The organism is Brevibacterium linens ATCC 9172 (genome assembly GCF_900169165.1).
GTDB lineage: Bacteria > Actinomycetota > Actinomycetes > Actinomycetales > Brevibacteriaceae > Brevibacterium > Brevibacterium linens.
On the sequence record NZ_FXYY01000004.1, the window covers coordinates 162,928 to 177,637 of the forward strand.

Here is a 14,710-nt window from a genome sequence, read left to right on the forward strand (position 1 = left end):
ACTCGAGCGGTCGATGGAGACGATCAGTCCACGATGCCGCGGGCATCGAGTGCCCGACCGGTGTCCTGCGCGTATTTCACCGACCGCAGGATCGCCGGCACCACTCGGGCCTTGATGCTCGAGTCCAGTCCCCTGGCTCGGGCGGCGCGTTCGGCCTCGCCGAGCAGACCGGAGATATGCGAGATCGCCCGGACCATGAGGCTCGCGGTCAGTGCGATCGCCTCGGTGTTCGCGCCGACGAAGCGCAAGGGTGAGACCAGCACCGTGAACGTGTCGAGCAGCTGCGCCACCGACGTCGTCAGGGTGAGGATCAGGGCCGCCTGCACACAGGCGAACACGGTCCCGCCGACGGCCAGACCCGACTCCACGGACCCGAAGAGGTACTGCAGCCCCATGACGATGGCCACGAGCACCGCCACATAGATCCATGTGCGCAGGAAGTGCGTCACCCGCAGCCGGGCGGTGAAGCCGACGACGACGAGGACAGCGAACATCGACCAGTTGATCGCCGCGTCGCGGAAGATGAGCGCGACGATGCCGATAACGGCGATCACCGCCAGCTTCACCCCCGTCGGCACCGAATGCAGCCATCCCCGAGGATGCGCCACCTTCCCGAAGAGCTGCGGCCTGGCCTTGATGCCGGCGTTCGTCCGCCACGTCACCGACCGGGTCATGGCGTATCGCTCATGATGAGGTTCCGGTAGGCGGCGACCGCCTCGGCGGGGGTGGAATCAGCAGCGATCCGACCGTCGTCGACGACGATCGCGCGCTCGGCGATCTGCGCGAACTCGAGGTCATGGGTGGTGAGGATGATGCGCACCCCGCGCCTGGACACGAGATTCTGCAGATGCACGCGCAGACGCTCCTGGTTGCGCAGGTCGAGCAGCGTCGTCGGCTCGTCGAGGACGAGGATCTGCGGATCGACCGCGAGCACCGCGGCCAGGGCCACGAGCTGACGCTGACCGCCGGAGAGTTCGTAGACGCTGCGTTCGGCGAGGTCGGCGATGCCGAGCTCGTCGAGCACCGCCAGGGCCGCGGCCCGCCGCTCACGCTTGGGCACGGACTTGCGCAGGGACAGCTCGATGTCCTCGATCGGGGTCGGCATGACCAGCTGCGCGGCCGGATCGGTGAAGACGAAACCGACGCGAGAGCGCACCTTCGCCGGCTGCCGGCGCGGGTCGATACCGTCGACGAGGACCTCGCCGGCATTCGCGGTGACCAGCCCGTTGAACAGCTGCAGCAGGGTCGATTTGCCCGAACCGTTGGCGCCGATGACGGCGACGACATCCTCGGTGAGGGTGAGGGTGATGTGTGTGAGGATCGGGCGCACGACATCGCCGTCGGGTCCGTCGTCGATGACTCCGACGCCGACGTCGCTCAACCGGATCTCACGTGTCACTTCGCGTCCCGCTCCTGACCGGTCGCCGCCGATTCCACGCTGATGCCGCGACGACGCAGCACATCGGGGAACGCACGGTGGATGAGCACCGCCACCGAGGCGGCCAGGATGTTCTTGACAATGTCACCGGGCCAGTAGGCGAGGTCCGCGACCGCGGCGACGCCGAGCGGCAGATCACCGTTGATCGACATGCCGAGGATCCCCAGCGGGTGGTTGAGCAGGAGGCTGCCGCCGAAGCCGCCGAGGAACAGCACCACACCGAGCTTCATTCCGCTGAAGCGGCGCACGGCCCAGCGGGCGATGAGGCCGGCGAGCAGTGCGTAGAGGGCGAAGGATAGGATATAGCCGGCGCTGGGGCCGGCGAGGACGCCGATTCCGCCGCGCATCCCCGAGAAGATCGGGAGTCCGATGAGCCCGAGGACGACGTAGAGCAGGGTGGCTGAGAAGCCGCGCCAGGGTCCGAGCACCATCCCGCACAGGGCGATAGCGAAGGTCTGCAGGGTGATCGGCACACCGAGGGGACCGACCGGGACCGGCGGCATCATCGCGAAGGCGGCGAGCATCGCCGCGAATACTGCGACGAGGGCGATATCGCTGCCGGCCGAGCGAGGACGGGTGATTCCCGCCGAGGTGGTGCTGTGGGTCGGTGTCATGAGTACTCCATCGGTCGTGATCCTCCCCGACCGGGATCGGGGACGCTCGAGGCGGCCCCGAGCACCCTCCCACTGTAACTGAACGGTGTTCAGGAACGGTAGTCGGGGTCCCGGTCGGGGCCGCCTCGGCGAGGGTGTCCGCACGTTCACGTGCGCAGGACCCCCTCAACGGTCGCGGAGGATCACTCCCATTCGATCGTGCCCGGAGGCTTCGAGGTGACGTCGAGGACGACGCGGTTGATGTCATCGACCTCGTTGGTGATGCGGTTGGAGATCACGGAGAGCACATCGTAGGGGATGCGCGTCCAGTCGGCGGTCATCGCGTCTTCGCTCGAGACCGGGCGCAGCACGACGGGGTGGCCGTAGGTGCGGCCGTCTCCCTGGACGCCGACGGAGCGGACATCGGCCAGGAGCACGACCGGACACTGCCAGATCTCTCCGTCGAGGCCGGCCTTCGTCAGCTCTGCGCGGGCGATCGCATCGGCCTTGCGCAGGATGTTCAGGCGTTCCTCGGTGACTTCGCCGATGATGCGGATGCCCAGGCCGGGCCCGGGGAACGGCTGGCGGGAGACGATGACCTCGGGGACGCCGAGTTCGCGGCCGATGGCGCGGACCTCGTCCTTGAACAGGGCGCGCAGGGGTTCGATGAGCTGGAACTGGATGTCATCGGGCAGGCCGCCGACGTTGTGGTGGCTCTTGATGTTCGCGGTGCCCGATCCCCCGCCGGATTCGACGACGTCGGGGTAGAGGGTGCCCTGGACGAGGAACGCGATCTCTTCGCCCTCGCCCTCCTGGGCCTCGAGCACGAGGTCGGCGGCAGCGGTCTCGAAGGTGCGGATGAACTCGCGGCCGATGATCTTGCGCTTCTCCTCCGGGTCGGTGACTCCGGAGAGCTGGGACAGGAACTGCTCACGGGCGTCGACGGTGACCAGGCGGACGCCGATCGAATCGACGTAGTCCTTCTCGACCTGGACGCGCTCGTCCTGACGCAGCAGACCGTGGTCGACGAAGACACAGGTGAGCTGGTCGCCGATGGCCTTGTGGACCAGTGCTGCGGCCACGGAGGAGTCGACGCCTCCGGACAGGCCGCAGATGACCTTCTTGTTCCCGACGCGGGCGCGGATGAGTTCGACCTGCTCGTCGATGACGGATTCGTTCGTCCAGTCGGCGGTGAGGCCGGCGACGTTGAACAGGAAGTTCTCGAGGATCTTCTGCCCGTTCTCCGAGTGGAGGACCTCGGGGTGCCACTGCACGCCGGCGAACTTCTTCGCCGCGCATTCGAAGGCCGCGACGGGGGTGTCCGGAGTGGAGGCGAGCACGTCGAAGCCGGTGGGCGCCTCGGCGACGGAGTCCCCGTGGGACATCCAGACCGTGTAGTTGCCCGGGGTCTCGGCCAGCAGTGCCCCGGTCTGGGCCACGGAGACCGGGGTCGATCCGTATTCGCGCTTATCGGTCTTGGCCACGCGACCGCCGAGCGCGGTCGACATCAGCTGGAAGCCGTAGCAGATGCCCATCGTGGGCACTCCGAGGTCGAACACGGACGTGTCGAAGCTCGGTGCGCCGGCGTCGTTGACGCTCGAGGGGCCACCGGAGAGCACGATGGCCACAGGGTTCTTCGCGGCGAACTCGGACGCCGGGGCGTCGTGGGCGATGATCTCCGAGTACAGACCGGCTTCGCGGATGCGGCGCGCGATGAGCTGGGCGTACTGGGCGCCGAAATCGACGACGAGGACAGGGGGCACCTGCGTGCTCTGGGATTGCGTCATGATCCAATTCTAAGCGTCGGCGACCGGACGCCCGAATTCGGGTCAGACGGCCATCTCAGTGCGGTTGCGCACGCATCGACGAGCCACCTCGGTGAGGGTGGGAGACGAGGGCACGGTCGCCTCGGTGGGGGGTGAACTGGGCCGGCCTCACCACCGCGGTTGCGCACGGATCGGTGGGCCACCTCGGGGAGGTGGGTTCTGTCTTAGGACTTGGGGGCGACGACGACGGCGGCTTCGAGCTCCGCGTCGACCTGGCGGTGGATGCGACGTTCGAGGATGAACGACATCACGGGCACGACGCCGGCCAGGGCGAGGATGAGGTAGCGGCCGAGGCTCCAGCGCATCTGCTGATTGAGCCAGAAGCAGCCGATGAGGTAGACGACGTAGCACCAGCCGTGGCAGATCGCGATGGCCGCGGCGAGGTTGAAGCCGCCGAAATTCAGGGCGGTGGCCGGGTCGGCGGCGATGAGGTACTTGTAGATCATCTCGACCGTGAGGATGAGCAGCATCGTGCCGGTGATGAACGCCATCACACGGTAGAACTTCAGCGCATTGCGCGCGGAGGTGAAGCGTTTGACGCTCCACACGTCGTTCTCGTCGAAATCGGGGCGGGAGTCCAAGGACTCGTGTTCTTCGCTCACGCTCAGTTTCCTCCGGTCGTGGAAGTGTCGGTCGGTTCGGATGTCTTTCCGGGCGTCTTCCCGGCCTTCTTTCCGGGTGTCTTCCCCGGCTTCTTCCCACCGTGACGATGGGCCGGCAGTCCGGTCAGTCCGGACATCACCTCGGGGTCGATGGTCGCGTCGCCTGCGGGTTTGACGACAACATACTCGACGCGCTTCTCCGAATCCTGGGAGTCCTCGTCGAGGCGGCGCCGGACGAAGTCGTCACGCAGCAACTGGACCCACATGTAGAGGGCCATGGCTGCGAAGATGATCCATTCGAGGGCGTAGACCGCCGACTGCAGATCGAATCCGCCCTCGTCGCGCGTGGTCGTCGTCGGTACCTGTTCGAGGCCGTCGGTGCCCACCGAGGCGGCCGCGCCGTCGGCGGTTTCGGGGATGAGGAACCCGGAGTAGGTGAGCAGGTCGGGGAACAGATTGATGATCTGCGAGGTCGAGACCGTGTGCACCTGACCCTCGGGCAGGTCATTGCCCTCGACGGGGCCTTCGATGGGCCCGATCCGCGCGGTCAGTTCGACCTGGCCGTCCCGGGCCTCGGAGGTCATCGCCGTATCCTCGTCGGTGGTGAAACCGCGGACGACGGGGATCGCGATCGTCTTCTCATCGGCGTTCGCGACCTTGACACCCTCACCGAGGTGGCCCCCGTCCGGGGCGAACATCGTCACGACCCAATATCCGGAGTCCCCGTCCTGGACGCGTCCGGGGATGACGACCTGAGCGTCGGGGATCCAGTGTCCTGACAGGCTGACCCGCTGGTCGGCGAGGATGCCGGGCATCGGGGCCTGGGCGTCCATGACGTCGTTGAAGTCCTTGAGCTCATCGACTTCAGCGGATTCCGTGACGTCGTTCTTGTGCTGGGCGCGGTCGACCTGCCACGCGGAGAGTCCGACGAAGCAGGTGACGAGCACCAGGACGAGGAGCAGGGACCCCAGCCATTTGGGGGTCAGTGCCAGGCGGAACAGATCAGACCACCGAACCAGTCTGGTAGGGCGAGACGGTGACGTCGACGCGTTGGAATTCCTTGAGGTCGAGATAGCCGGTGGTGGCCAGCGCCCGACGCAGTGCGCCGGCGAGGTTGAGTTCGCCGATCGCGGTGCGGCCGGGGCCGAAGAGCACCTGCTCGAGGCTGCCGACGGTGCCCAGTTCCACGCGGTGGCCGCGCGGCAGGTCCGGGTGGTGGGCCTCGGCGCCCCAGTGCATTCCGCGACCGGGAGCTTCGGTCGATCGGGCCAGGGCGGTGCCGAGCATGACGGCGTCGGCGCCGACGCCGAAGGCCTTGACGATTTCGCCGCTGGTGCCGAGTCCGCCGTCGGCGATGACGTGGACGTAGCGGCCGCCGGATTCGTCCATGTAATCCCGCCGGGCGGCGTGGACGTCGGCGACGGCGGTGGCCATCGGGGCGTGTATGCCCAGGGTCTTCCGCGTCGTGGCCGCCGCTCCCCCGCCGAAGCCGACGAGGACGCCGGCGGCACCGGTGCGCATGAGGTGCAGGGCCGCGGTGTAGGTGGCGGCTCCGCCGACGATGACGGGAACATCGAGTTCGTAGATGAACTGCTTGAGGTTGAGCGGTTCGGTGTGGGTCGAGACGTGCTCGGCCGAGACCGTGGTGCCGCGGATGACGAAGATGTCGACTCCGGCGTCGATGACGGTCTTGTAGAACTCCTGAGTCCGCTGCGGGGTCAGGGCACCGGCGACGGTGACTCCGGCCTCGCGGATCTGCTCGAGGCGGGCGGTGATGAGTTCGGCTTGGATGGGTGCGGAGTAGAGCTCCTGCATCCGGGAGGTCGCCATCTCCGCCGGCAGCTGGGCGATTTCGGCCAGCTGCGGGGTCGGATCCTCGTACCGGGTCCACAGCCCTTCGAGGTCGAGGACGCCGAGGCCGCCGAATCGACCGAGGGCGATGACGGTCTCCGGGGACATGGCCGAGTCCATGGGGGCGCCGATGAAGGGCAGCTCGAACTGGTAGGCGTCGATCTGCCAGCTCAGGGACACGTCTTCGGGGTCACGGGTGCGGCGAGCGGGGACGATGGCGATGTCGTCGAGCGAATAGGCGCGACGGCCGCGCTTGCCTCTGCCGATTTCGATTTCAGAACTCACCCCAACAGCCTATCCCACCACCCTCCCGGCGGGGTCTCAGCCCACTATGAGGAACAGCGCATCTCCCCTCCCAGGACTACCTGACGGGGGCCCAGCAACCTGGCGCGAGGTTGCTGGGCCCCCGTCGGGTAGCAGTTAAGGGGTGAGGTGGGGTGCGACGGCTTCCTTCGCTGCTGTGGCGAAGGCACGGACGTGGGGTAAGTGCGCGTCTTTGTCGCGGATGTGCATGACGACTCGACGCATCGGGACGGGGTCGGTGAGGTCAACGGCGGTCAGGCCCGGCGGCAGATGCAGAGTCGAGAGCCGCGGGAGGACCGTGACGCCCATATGCGACGCCACCAAAGCCAGAGCCGCGAAGTCGTCCTCGCAGGCGGCGAAGCTCTTGCGTTCGAATCCGGCCGCGGCGCACGCATGGTCGACGACCTTGCTCGAGGGCCCGGCCCACATGTCGTAGTCGACCCAGTGCTCGTCCTCGAGATCGATGAACGGCACGGACTGACGACTCGCGAACCGGTGCCCCTCGGGAACCACGACCCGATAGTCATCGTCGAAGAGCGGAATCCGCGTCATCTCCGGCAGGTGGTTCTCCCCGTCCTGCGGGGCTTCGGCGCGGATCTCGATGAGGCAGTGCCCGCGCCGATTCTTCGCCGGCTCGTTGAGTTGGATATCGAATCGCAGATTCGGATGACCCCGGGCCACAGCATCGATGATGCCCGGCAGCAGACGCGCGTTGAACGAGGTGAACGCCGCGATCCGCAGCCGGGGCCTGCTGACGTTGCGGAATCCCTCGACCAGATCGTCGAGGCGGCCGACAGCAGTGAAGACCTCCGCGGAGTCATCGGCCAGGCGTCGGCCGAGTTCGGTGATCTCGATGCCGCGGCCCGACCGCCGGTAGAGCGGTGCCCCGACGGCCTTCTGCAGGGTGGTGATGTGCTGGCTGACGGTCGCCGGGGTGTAGTTGAGGTTCTTCGCCGCGGCGACCACGGAGCCGGTGGCCGCGACGGCCCGCCAGACCCGCAGACGATTGAGATCCCACATGCCCTCAAGAGTAGTCGCCGACCACCCGAAATATCATTAGGCAAGACCTGATGATCATTCACGATCAATTGCTTTTCCCGATTGATCGTTTCCGGCAGAATGGTGCTCGGCTCCGCCGACATCGCAGACCACAGTGATACTTCATCCCCGCTGACCGTCCTCACCCCCGAAGGAGTGCCGTGACCGGACCCGAGATCCTCACCATCACCGGCGCCGCGGCTGCGCTGGCCGTCACCCCCGGCCCCGAGACGATCCTGACGATCCGCCTGTCCTCGCTGCGCCGCAAGGCCGGGCTCGTCTATGCGCTCGGCACTGCCACGGGCACCGTGATCTGGATGATCCTCGCACTCACGGGCGTCTCCGCCCTGCTCACCGTCTACCCGGCCGCCGTTCAGGTGCTCAAGATCGGCGGCGGCCTCTACCTCTGCCTCCTCGGCATCCTCGCGGGACGGCAGGCCCTTCGCCTCCGCCGTGAGCTTAAGGCCACCGAGGCGACAGACGGACCCACCACGAACGCATCCCCGGCTCCGTCGTCCGAATCAGACTCCCCCGAGAGCCCCGTCACCGAGATCGCCCACGTCATGGAATCGACCTCGTGGGGCCACCTGCGTTCGCTCGTGTCCTATCGCCGCGGCATCATCTCCTCGCTGTCCAACCCGAAGGTCGGCCTGTTCTTCCTCGCGATCCTGCCGACCCTCGTGCCCGCATCCCCTACCGGCATCGACTACACCGTGCTCGTCGCGCTGATCCTCGGCGTGCTCCTGTCCTACCAGCTCATCCTCGCCTGCCTGGCCAGCCTCGCAGCGTCGGCGATGGCCCACCGCAGCGCTGATTTCTTCATCGAGGCCGCCTCCACGCTCATCCTGCTCATCATCGGCATCGCCGTCATCGCGATCCCCATCTGAGCCGCTCCGAACAACGAAAGGCCGGATGCCGAGGCTGATCGTCGCCCGGTGCGTTCAGAGGCGTACCTGCGTGATCAGAATTCCAGCGGCAGATTGTCGATGAGATGAGTCCCACCGACCGTCGCGGAGACGAGAAGCAGAGCCGGTCCCGTGAAGTCCGGTGGGCACGGCCGAAGGGTCGCGGCCTCGACGAGGCTGCAGTAGACGATCTCGAGATCCCCGCGTTCAGCGGCCGGCTCCAGCTCGGCGAGCGCGGCCGCCTCGACGGCAGCGGGCAAGCCCGCAGAGACACCACTGGCGCCGGCCCCAGAGTCAGAACCGCCACCGGTGCCGGACTCCGCCGTCCCACGGCCTCGCTCGGCCACCTCGGAGGCGGCGGTGAGAGCCCGCGGAATCGCCAGAGCACGGGCACGGTCGTCCGGCGCCAGGTAGGAGTTGCGGCTCGACATGGCCAGACCGTCGGCATCCCGGACGACGGGCAGGCCGATGAGTTCGATATCGAAGTTGAGGTCGGCGATCATGCGTTTGACCAGGACGAACTGCTGAATGTCCTTGAGCCCGAATACCGTGACGTCGGGGGCGATGAGGGTGAAGAGCTTCGCCACGACGGTGAGCACGCCGTCGAAGTGCCCGGGCCTGGCCGCACCTTCGAACACGGCCCCCATGCGCCCGGCGACGACCCGCACTTCGGGTGCGGACGGGTACATCTCGGCCAGCGCCGGGGCGAAGACGAAGTCGACGCCGGCCTCTTCGCACTTCCTCAGATCCGCTTCGATAGGCCGCGGGTACTGGACGAAGTCTTCGTCGGCGCCGAACTGGAGCGGATTGACGAAGATCGAGGCCACGACGAGATCCGATTCGGATCGGGCACGAGTCATGAGCGCCTGATGACCGGAGTGCAGGGCACCCATCGTGGGGACGAGTCCGACGCGGCCGGACTGTTCGGCCCGCCACCGACGCAGCGCCTGAATGCCTCCGACCTTCATCAGTCGAAGCTCCTCTCGGGCTCGGGGAAGACCCCGGACTTCACTTCGTCGACATAGGTGCCGACCGCCTCGGTGAGCACGGAATGCAGGTCTGCGTAGCGCTTGACGAAGCGCGGGGCCCTCCCGGTGCGCAGGCCTGCCATGTCCTGCCATACGAGGACCTGGGCATCACAGTCCGCACCGGCGCCGATCCCGACGGTGGGGATCGTCAGCTCGGCGGTGACCTGGCCGGCCAGCCCGGAGGGCACCATCTCCATGACCACGGAGAAGGCTCCGGCTTCGGCCACGGCGCGGGCATCGTCGAGCAGGGCGCCGCCTGCGTCGCCGCGGCCCTGGACCTTGTAGCCGCCGAGGTTGTGCTCGGCCTGCGGGGTGAAGCCGATGTGCGCCATGACCGGAATGCCCGCCGTCGTGATCGCCTTGATCCGCGAGGCCATCCGCGCCCCGCCTTCGAGTTTGACCGCGTGGACTCCGGCTTCCTTCATGAACCGCACGGCCGCGGCTACGGCCTGCTCATCGGAGACCTCATAGCTGCCGAACGGAAGGTCGGCGACGATGAGTGCCCGGCTCGTCGCCGAGGCGACGGCCCGGGCGAGCGGGATGAGTTCGTCGACGGTGACCGGCAGGGTGGTCGCGTGGCCATAGACGTTGTTCGCCGCCGAATCGCCGATGAGCAGGGCCTCGACACCTGCCTGTTCGAACAGGGCCGCCGTGTACTGGTCGTAGCTGGTCAGCATCGCCCACCGCCGGCCTTCGGCCTTGGCCTTGATGAGGTCGAGGGTCCGAATCCGCCGAGGCGGCGCTGCCGGTGCGGACACCGGACCGCCGTACGGGGCCGGCTGCTCCGCCGAGGCGGCCCCCGTCGGGGCACTGCCGCCGGCGGTCCCGCCGCCTGCTGTCGCGTTGCCGCCTGTCGCGTTGCCGGGGGTCACGCCGCCGGCCCCGTCGGTGGCGGAGGAGGACGTGAACTGGTTCGAGTGTGCCGCTTCGGGCATGAGAATCCTTCGGATATGCGATGTCGTCGGTGCCGGCGCGGGCGGGGCGAGACCGACGCTTCGGTCCGAAGCCTCGGTGACTCTCACGGGGCGCCCACCGCAGTGCGCATCGACTCGGATTGCGAGCCAGACCACAGCCTATTGCATCGCCTGGCGCGGAGCCATCGACTTCCGAACCGCAGAGCCATCGTCCGCCGAGTTGTATATTGCCCGGCCGCAGGATTAAGCTCAAATCTGCGCAAACAAATAAACGCACAAGTGCGCAAAACATTTCGGGCGGTTTCACCTCGTGCGAGGCGCGGGTTCCGCCCACCGAGCGAAGGACGATGATGACCACGACAGCTTCGATCGAACTCACCCTCAAGGACATCTCTGCCTCGGGCGCGAACGACGACATGTGCTCGACGGAGCTGCTCGATGCACCGTGGGACGTCGACGAACGCCCCGGCTACGGTCCCGGTTCCTCGATGGCCGACCCGATCCCGGTCGCCGCTCCACGTCAGGGCGACATTCCCGACGAATACAAGCAGGCATCGCCTGAGGAGCTCGACGCCCGCATCCGCGCCGCCAAGGCCACCCTCGGCAATCGTGTCGTCATGCTCGGCCACCACTACCAGCGGGTCGAGGTCGTCGAACATGCCGATTACATCGGCGACTCGTTCATGCTCGCCCGGGCCGCCCAGAATCATCCGGAGGCCGAAGCCATCGTCTTCTGCGGTGTCCACTTCATGGCCGAGACCGCCGATCTGCTGTCGAAACCGGAGCAGTCGGTCATCCTGCCCAACCTCGCCGCCGGATGCTCGATGGCCGATATGGCCAGCATCGACCAGGTCGAGGACTGCTGGGAGCAGCTGACCGAACTCTTCGGCACCGAGCCCGATGCCGACGGTCGCGTCCCGGTCATCCCCGTCACCTACATGAATTCCTCGGCCGCGATCAAGGGCTTCTGCGGCCGCAACGGCGGAATCGTGTGCACCTCCTCGAACGCCGAGGTGGTCCTGGAATGGGCCTTCGAACGCGGACAGCGCGTCCTCTTCTTCCCCGACCAGCACCTGGGCCGCAACACCGCGGTGAACATGGGCATCGGTCTGGACGAGATGCCGCTGTGGAACCCGGCCCGGCCGCTGGGCAACAACGACGAACAGACCCTGGGTGAGGCCCGCGTCATCCTGTGGCAGGGCTTCTGCTCCGTGCACAAGCGCTTCACCCCGGCCCAGATCGCCAAGGCCCGCACCGACCATCCGGACGTGCGCGTGATCGTCCACCCCGAATGCCCGCGTGAGACCGTCGAGGCCGCCGATGAGGCCGGGTCGACCGCGTACATCACGAAGGCCATCGCCGAGGCGACCGAACCGACCACGTTCGCCATCGGAACAGAGATCAACCTCGTCCAGCGGCTGGCAGCCGAGCATCCGCAGCATGAGATCTTCTGCCTCGATCCCGTCATCTGCCCGTGCTCGACGATGTACCGCATCCACCCCGGCTACATCGCTTGGGTCCTCGAATCCCTCATCGACGGACAGGTCGTCAACCAGATCTCCGTCGACGCCGAGGTGGCCGATCCCGCCCGCGTGTCCCTGGAGCGGATGCTCGCCGCGAAGCCGCGGATCTGATGAGCCGCGTCATCGTCGCAGGCTCCGGAATCGCGGGGCTGACCGCGGCACTGCGCCTGTCGGGCCGTCACACGGTCACGCTCGTGACGAAGGATCGCCTCGGCGAGTCGAACACCGAGTGGGCGCAGGGCGGCATCGCCGGTGTCATCGGCCCCGACGACACGGTCGACGCTCATGTCGCCGATACGCTCACCGCAGGTGCCGGACACTGTGATCCGGAAGCCGTGCACACCCTCTGCGAAGCCGGTTCGGACGCGATCGTCTCCCTCGCCGAGGCTGGGGTGGACTTCGACACCGACCCGGCCGGAGTCTGGGCCAGGGGAATGGAGGGGGCGCATTCATACCCGCGCATCTTCCATTCCGGAGGCGATGCGACCGGACAGGCGATCAGCACCGCACTGGCGCAGAAGCTGCGCACCGAGGTCGCCGCAGGACGAGTCACCCTGCTCGAGGACACGATGCTCGTCGACATCCTCACCAGCGACGACGATCGCCGGCCGGGTCGAGCCACCGAAGTCGCCACAGCCACCGGGATCACCGTGCTCCGCGACGGCAGCGTCGAGACCCGGGCTGCCGATGCGATCGTGCTGGCCACCGGCGGTGCTGGACAGCTCTTCGCACACACGACGAACCCTGCAGCTGCTACCGGAGACGGTTTGGCCGCCGCCATCCGTGCCGGTGCCGAGGTCGCCGATCTCGAGTTCTTCCAGTTCCATCCCACCGCCCTTGTCGGCCCCGGCTTCCTCATCTCCGAGGCCGTCCGCGGTGCCGGCGCTCTCCTCCTCGATGAGCGGGGCCGCCGGTTCATGGCTGATGTCGACGATCGTGCCGAGCTCGCCTCCCGTGATGTCGTCGCTCTCGCCCTGCACCGGCGCCAGGCGGAGCAGGACGGACGTCCGTGCTTCCTCGATGCGCGGGCCGTCCCGGATGTGAAGGCCAAGTTCCCGAGCATCACCGCCGGTCTGGCCTCTCAAGGACTTGATCTGTCCCGGGATCTCATTCCCGTCACTCCCGCCGCCCACTACTTCATGGGCGGGGTGGCCACGGATCGCGACGGTCGCACGAGCATCGAGGGACTCTTCGCTGTCGGCGAGGTCGCGTGCACCGGAGTCCACGGCGCCAATCGGCTGGCCTCGAACTCTCTGCTCGAGGGCGCGGTCTTCGCCGCCCGCGCCGCCGCGGCGATCGACGCACTGCCGGCCGACACATCCGCAGCCGGCCTCTCCGCACACCGTGCAGACCTCGCCGTCGAGGATTCGAATCCAGTGAGTCATGACCTCCCACTCCCCCAGTTCCGTTCATTCCACCAGACGGCACTGACACGAACCGAGTTGCAGGGCCTGACCTGGGCTCATCTGGGTGTGGAGCGCACGGCCGCGGGCCTGCGGACCCTGCTCGACCGCCTCAACGACGGTGCCCGCAAAGCCGGCACCACCACCAACAGCGCCCGCAAAGCCGGCACCACCACCAACAGCGCCCGCATTGCCGGCACCTCCACCGACGGTGCCCGCAACGCCGATGATCACCCCACCGCCCCGGCTGCGGCCCGAATCGAGGCACTCGAGACCGCGAATCTCGCCCTCATCGCCTGGCACATGGCTCGGCATGCCTTGGGCCGCGAGCACAGCCTCGGCGCGCATACCCGCACCGACACGACACTCACCTCGTCGACGACCGCACCGTCCACCGCCACTCCGCCCACCGCTCTGCTTCAGGAGGCCCCCGCATGCTGACCGCTTCAACCATCGATTCCGCACTGCGCACAGCCCTCGACGAAGACGCGCCCTGGGGCGATATCACCGGCGAGGTCTTCATCCCTGCCACCGCCTCGGCGAGGGCCGATCTGCGTGCCCGCGAAGACGGAGTGCTCGCCGGGATCGAGGTCTTCGCCCGCGCCTTCACCCTCGTCGACCCGAACATCACGGTCGAGCTCGCCGCCGCCGATGGTGACTCTTTCACCGCGGGTCAGGTGCTTGCCACGGTCACCGGTCCCGCCCGGGCGGTGCTGCAGGCCGAGCGGATCGCATTGAACTTCTGCCAGCGGATGAGCGGAATCGCCACTCAGACTCACGCCTTTGTCGAGGCCGCCGCGGGGCGGGCACGCATCGTCGACACCCGCAAGACCACTCCGGGCCTGCGGGCGTTCGAGAAGCACGCCGTGGTCTGCGGCGGCGGGCACAATCACCGTTTCGGACTCTCCGACGCGGTCATGGCCAAGGACAATCACCTCGCCATTCTCACCGGTGCCGGATTCAGCGTCGCCGAGGCGATCCGCACCGCCCGTGCCCGTCTGCCGCATACGACGACGATCGAGGCCGAGGTCGACCGGCTCGACCAGGTGCCCGCGGTGCTCGACGGCGGCGCCGATGTCATCATGCTCGACAACTTCACCCCGGCCCAGCTGCGCGACGGCGTCGCACTCATCGATGGTCGTGCCGTCGTCGAGGCCAGCGGCAATGTCACCCTGGAGACGATCCCGGAGATCGCTGCCACCGGCGTCGACGTCATCTCATCGGGCGCGCTGACCCACAGTGTCCGTGCGATCGATCTCGGTCTCGACCTGACCCTCGAGGCCTGA

At 67.6% G+C, this 14,710-nt stretch carries 14 protein-coding genes; 4 read left to right on the top strand and 10 right to left on the bottom strand.

Annotated features, from left to right (window positions below):
• Positions 1-23: 23 nt before the first annotated feature.
• The 8 genes from BLIN9172_RS05410 to BLIN9172_RS05445 all read right to left on the bottom strand — a co-directional run bounded on the left by BLIN9172_RS05410 (position 24) and on the right by BLIN9172_RS05445 (position 7,633).
• Complete coding sequence (locus BLIN9172_RS05410; protein WP_240812012.1) at positions 24-674, bottom strand: energy-coupling factor transporter transmembrane component T family protein; 651 nt, start codon at positions 672-674, stop codon at positions 24-26.
• Complete coding sequence (locus tag BLIN9172_RS05415) at positions 671-1,399, bottom strand: energy-coupling factor ABC transporter ATP-binding protein (RefSeq protein ID WP_180956943.1); 729 nt, start codon at positions 1,397-1,399, stop codon at positions 671-673. The genes BLIN9172_RS05410 and BLIN9172_RS05415 overlap by 4 nt, the downstream gene beginning before the upstream one ends.
• Entirely contained in the window at positions 1,396-2,052 is a 657-nt protein-coding gene (locus tag BLIN9172_RS05420; protein WP_101554131.1) for a biotin transporter BioY, read from the bottom strand. Before BLIN9172_RS05420 ends, BLIN9172_RS05415 begins: the two co-directional genes overlap by 4 nt.
• 182 nt (positions 2,053-2,234) lie before the next feature.
• On the bottom strand, positions 2,235-3,818 hold the full coding sequence (guaA, locus tag BLIN9172_RS05425; RefSeq protein WP_101554132.1) for a glutamine-hydrolyzing GMP synthase: 1,584 nt from the start codon (positions 3,816-3,818) through the stop codon (positions 2,235-2,237).
• A gap of 203 nt (positions 3,819-4,021) precedes the next feature.
• Positions 4,022-4,459, bottom strand: a complete 438-nt coding sequence (locus BLIN9172_RS05430; RefSeq protein ID WP_101554133.1) for a DUF3817 domain-containing protein — start codon at positions 4,457-4,459, stop codon at positions 4,022-4,024.
• Between the two features lie 2 nt (positions 4,460-4,461).
• Positions 4,462-5,406 (bottom strand): SURF1 family protein, encoded by a 945-nt coding sequence (locus BLIN9172_RS05435; RefSeq protein WP_240812011.1) that lies wholly within the window; start codon positions 5,404-5,406, stop codon positions 4,462-4,464.
• Between the two features lie 55 nt (positions 5,407-5,461).
• Entirely contained in the window at positions 5,462-6,595 is a 1,134-nt protein-coding gene (locus tag BLIN9172_RS05440; protein WP_025776834.1) for a GuaB3 family IMP dehydrogenase-related protein, read from the bottom strand.
• A gap of 135 nt (positions 6,596-6,730) precedes the next feature.
• Positions 6,731-7,633 (bottom strand): LysR family transcriptional regulator, encoded by a 903-nt coding sequence (locus BLIN9172_RS05445; protein ID WP_101554134.1) that lies wholly within the window; start codon positions 7,631-7,633, stop codon positions 6,731-6,733.
• A 179-nt stretch (positions 7,634-7,812) separates the two neighbouring features.
• Here BLIN9172_RS05445 and BLIN9172_RS05450 point away from each other — a divergent pair, with 179 nt between their 5' ends.
• Positions 7,813-8,538 carry a LysE family translocator gene (locus BLIN9172_RS05450; RefSeq protein ID WP_101554135.1) on the top strand — a complete coding sequence of 242 codons (726 nt, stop codon included), beginning with the start codon at positions 7,813-7,815 and terminating at the stop codon, positions 8,536-8,538.
• Positions 8,539-8,612: 74 nt separating this feature from the next.
• On the opposite strand, the gene panC is transcribed toward BLIN9172_RS05450, so the two are convergent.
• Positions 8,613-9,524: a pantoate--beta-alanine ligase gene (gene panC, locus BLIN9172_RS05455; RefSeq protein ID WP_101554136.1), complete on the bottom strand. Its 912-nt coding sequence runs from the start codon at positions 9,522-9,524 to the stop codon at positions 8,613-8,615.
• Positions 9,524-10,519, bottom strand: a complete 996-nt coding sequence (gene panB, locus BLIN9172_RS05460; RefSeq protein WP_101554137.1) for a 3-methyl-2-oxobutanoate hydroxymethyltransferase — start codon at positions 10,517-10,519, stop codon at positions 9,524-9,526. Before panB ends, panC begins: the two co-directional genes overlap by 1 nt.
• A gap of 329 nt (positions 10,520-10,848) precedes the next feature.
• On the opposite strand from panB, the gene nadA reads away from it, so the two are divergent.
• Genes nadA through nadC form a run of 3 tightly spaced genes read left to right on the top strand, consistent with a single transcriptional unit; the run spans position 10,849 to position 14,710 of the window.
• Complete coding sequence (gene nadA, locus BLIN9172_RS05465; RefSeq protein ID WP_101554138.1) at positions 10,849-12,132, top strand: quinolinate synthase NadA; 1,284 nt, start codon at positions 10,849-10,851, stop codon at positions 12,130-12,132.
• On the top strand, positions 12,132-13,865 hold the full coding sequence (gene nadB / locus BLIN9172_RS05470; protein WP_101554139.1) for an L-aspartate oxidase: 1,734 nt from the start codon (positions 12,132-12,134) through the stop codon (positions 13,863-13,865). Before nadA ends, nadB begins: the two co-directional genes overlap by 1 nt.
• Positions 13,859-14,710, top strand: a complete 852-nt coding sequence (nadC, locus tag BLIN9172_RS05475) for a carboxylating nicotinate-nucleotide diphosphorylase (protein WP_101554140.1) — start codon at positions 13,859-13,861, stop codon at positions 14,708-14,710. Before nadB ends, nadC begins: the two co-directional genes overlap by 7 nt.

Bases quoted from the DNA above. Each gene is read 5' to 3' on its own strand.
- BLIN9172_RS05410 (WP_240812012.1), bottom strand. From the start codon at position 674: ATGACCCGGTCGGTGACGTGGCGGACGAACGCCGGCATCAAGGCCAGG.
- BLIN9172_RS05420 (WP_101554131.1), bottom strand. From the start codon at position 2,052: ATGACACCGACCCACAGCACCACCTCGGCGGGAATCACCCGTCCTCGC.
- guaA (WP_101554132.1), bottom strand. From the start codon at position 3,818: ATGACGCAATCCCAGAGCACGCAGGTGCCCCCTGTCCTCGTCGTCGAT.
- BLIN9172_RS05445 (WP_101554134.1), bottom strand. From the start codon at position 7,633: ATGTGGGATCTCAATCGTCTGCGGGTCTGGCGGGCCGTCGCGGCCACC.
- panC (WP_101554136.1), bottom strand. From the start codon at position 9,524: ATGAAGGTCGGAGGCATTCAGGCGCTGCGTCGGTGGCGGGCCGAACAG.
- panB (WP_101554137.1), bottom strand. From the start codon at position 10,519: ATGCCCGAAGCGGCACACTCGAACCAGTTCACGTCCTCCTCCGCCACC.
- nadA (WP_101554138.1), top strand. From the start codon at position 10,849: ATGACCACGACAGCTTCGATCGAACTCACCCTCAAGGACATCTCTGCC.
- nadB (WP_101554139.1), top strand. From the start codon at position 12,132: ATGAGCCGCGTCATCGTCGCAGGCTCCGGAATCGCGGGGCTGACCGCG.
- nadC (WP_101554140.1), top strand. From the start codon at position 13,859: ATGCTGACCGCTTCAACCATCGATTCCGCACTGCGCACAGCCCTCGAC.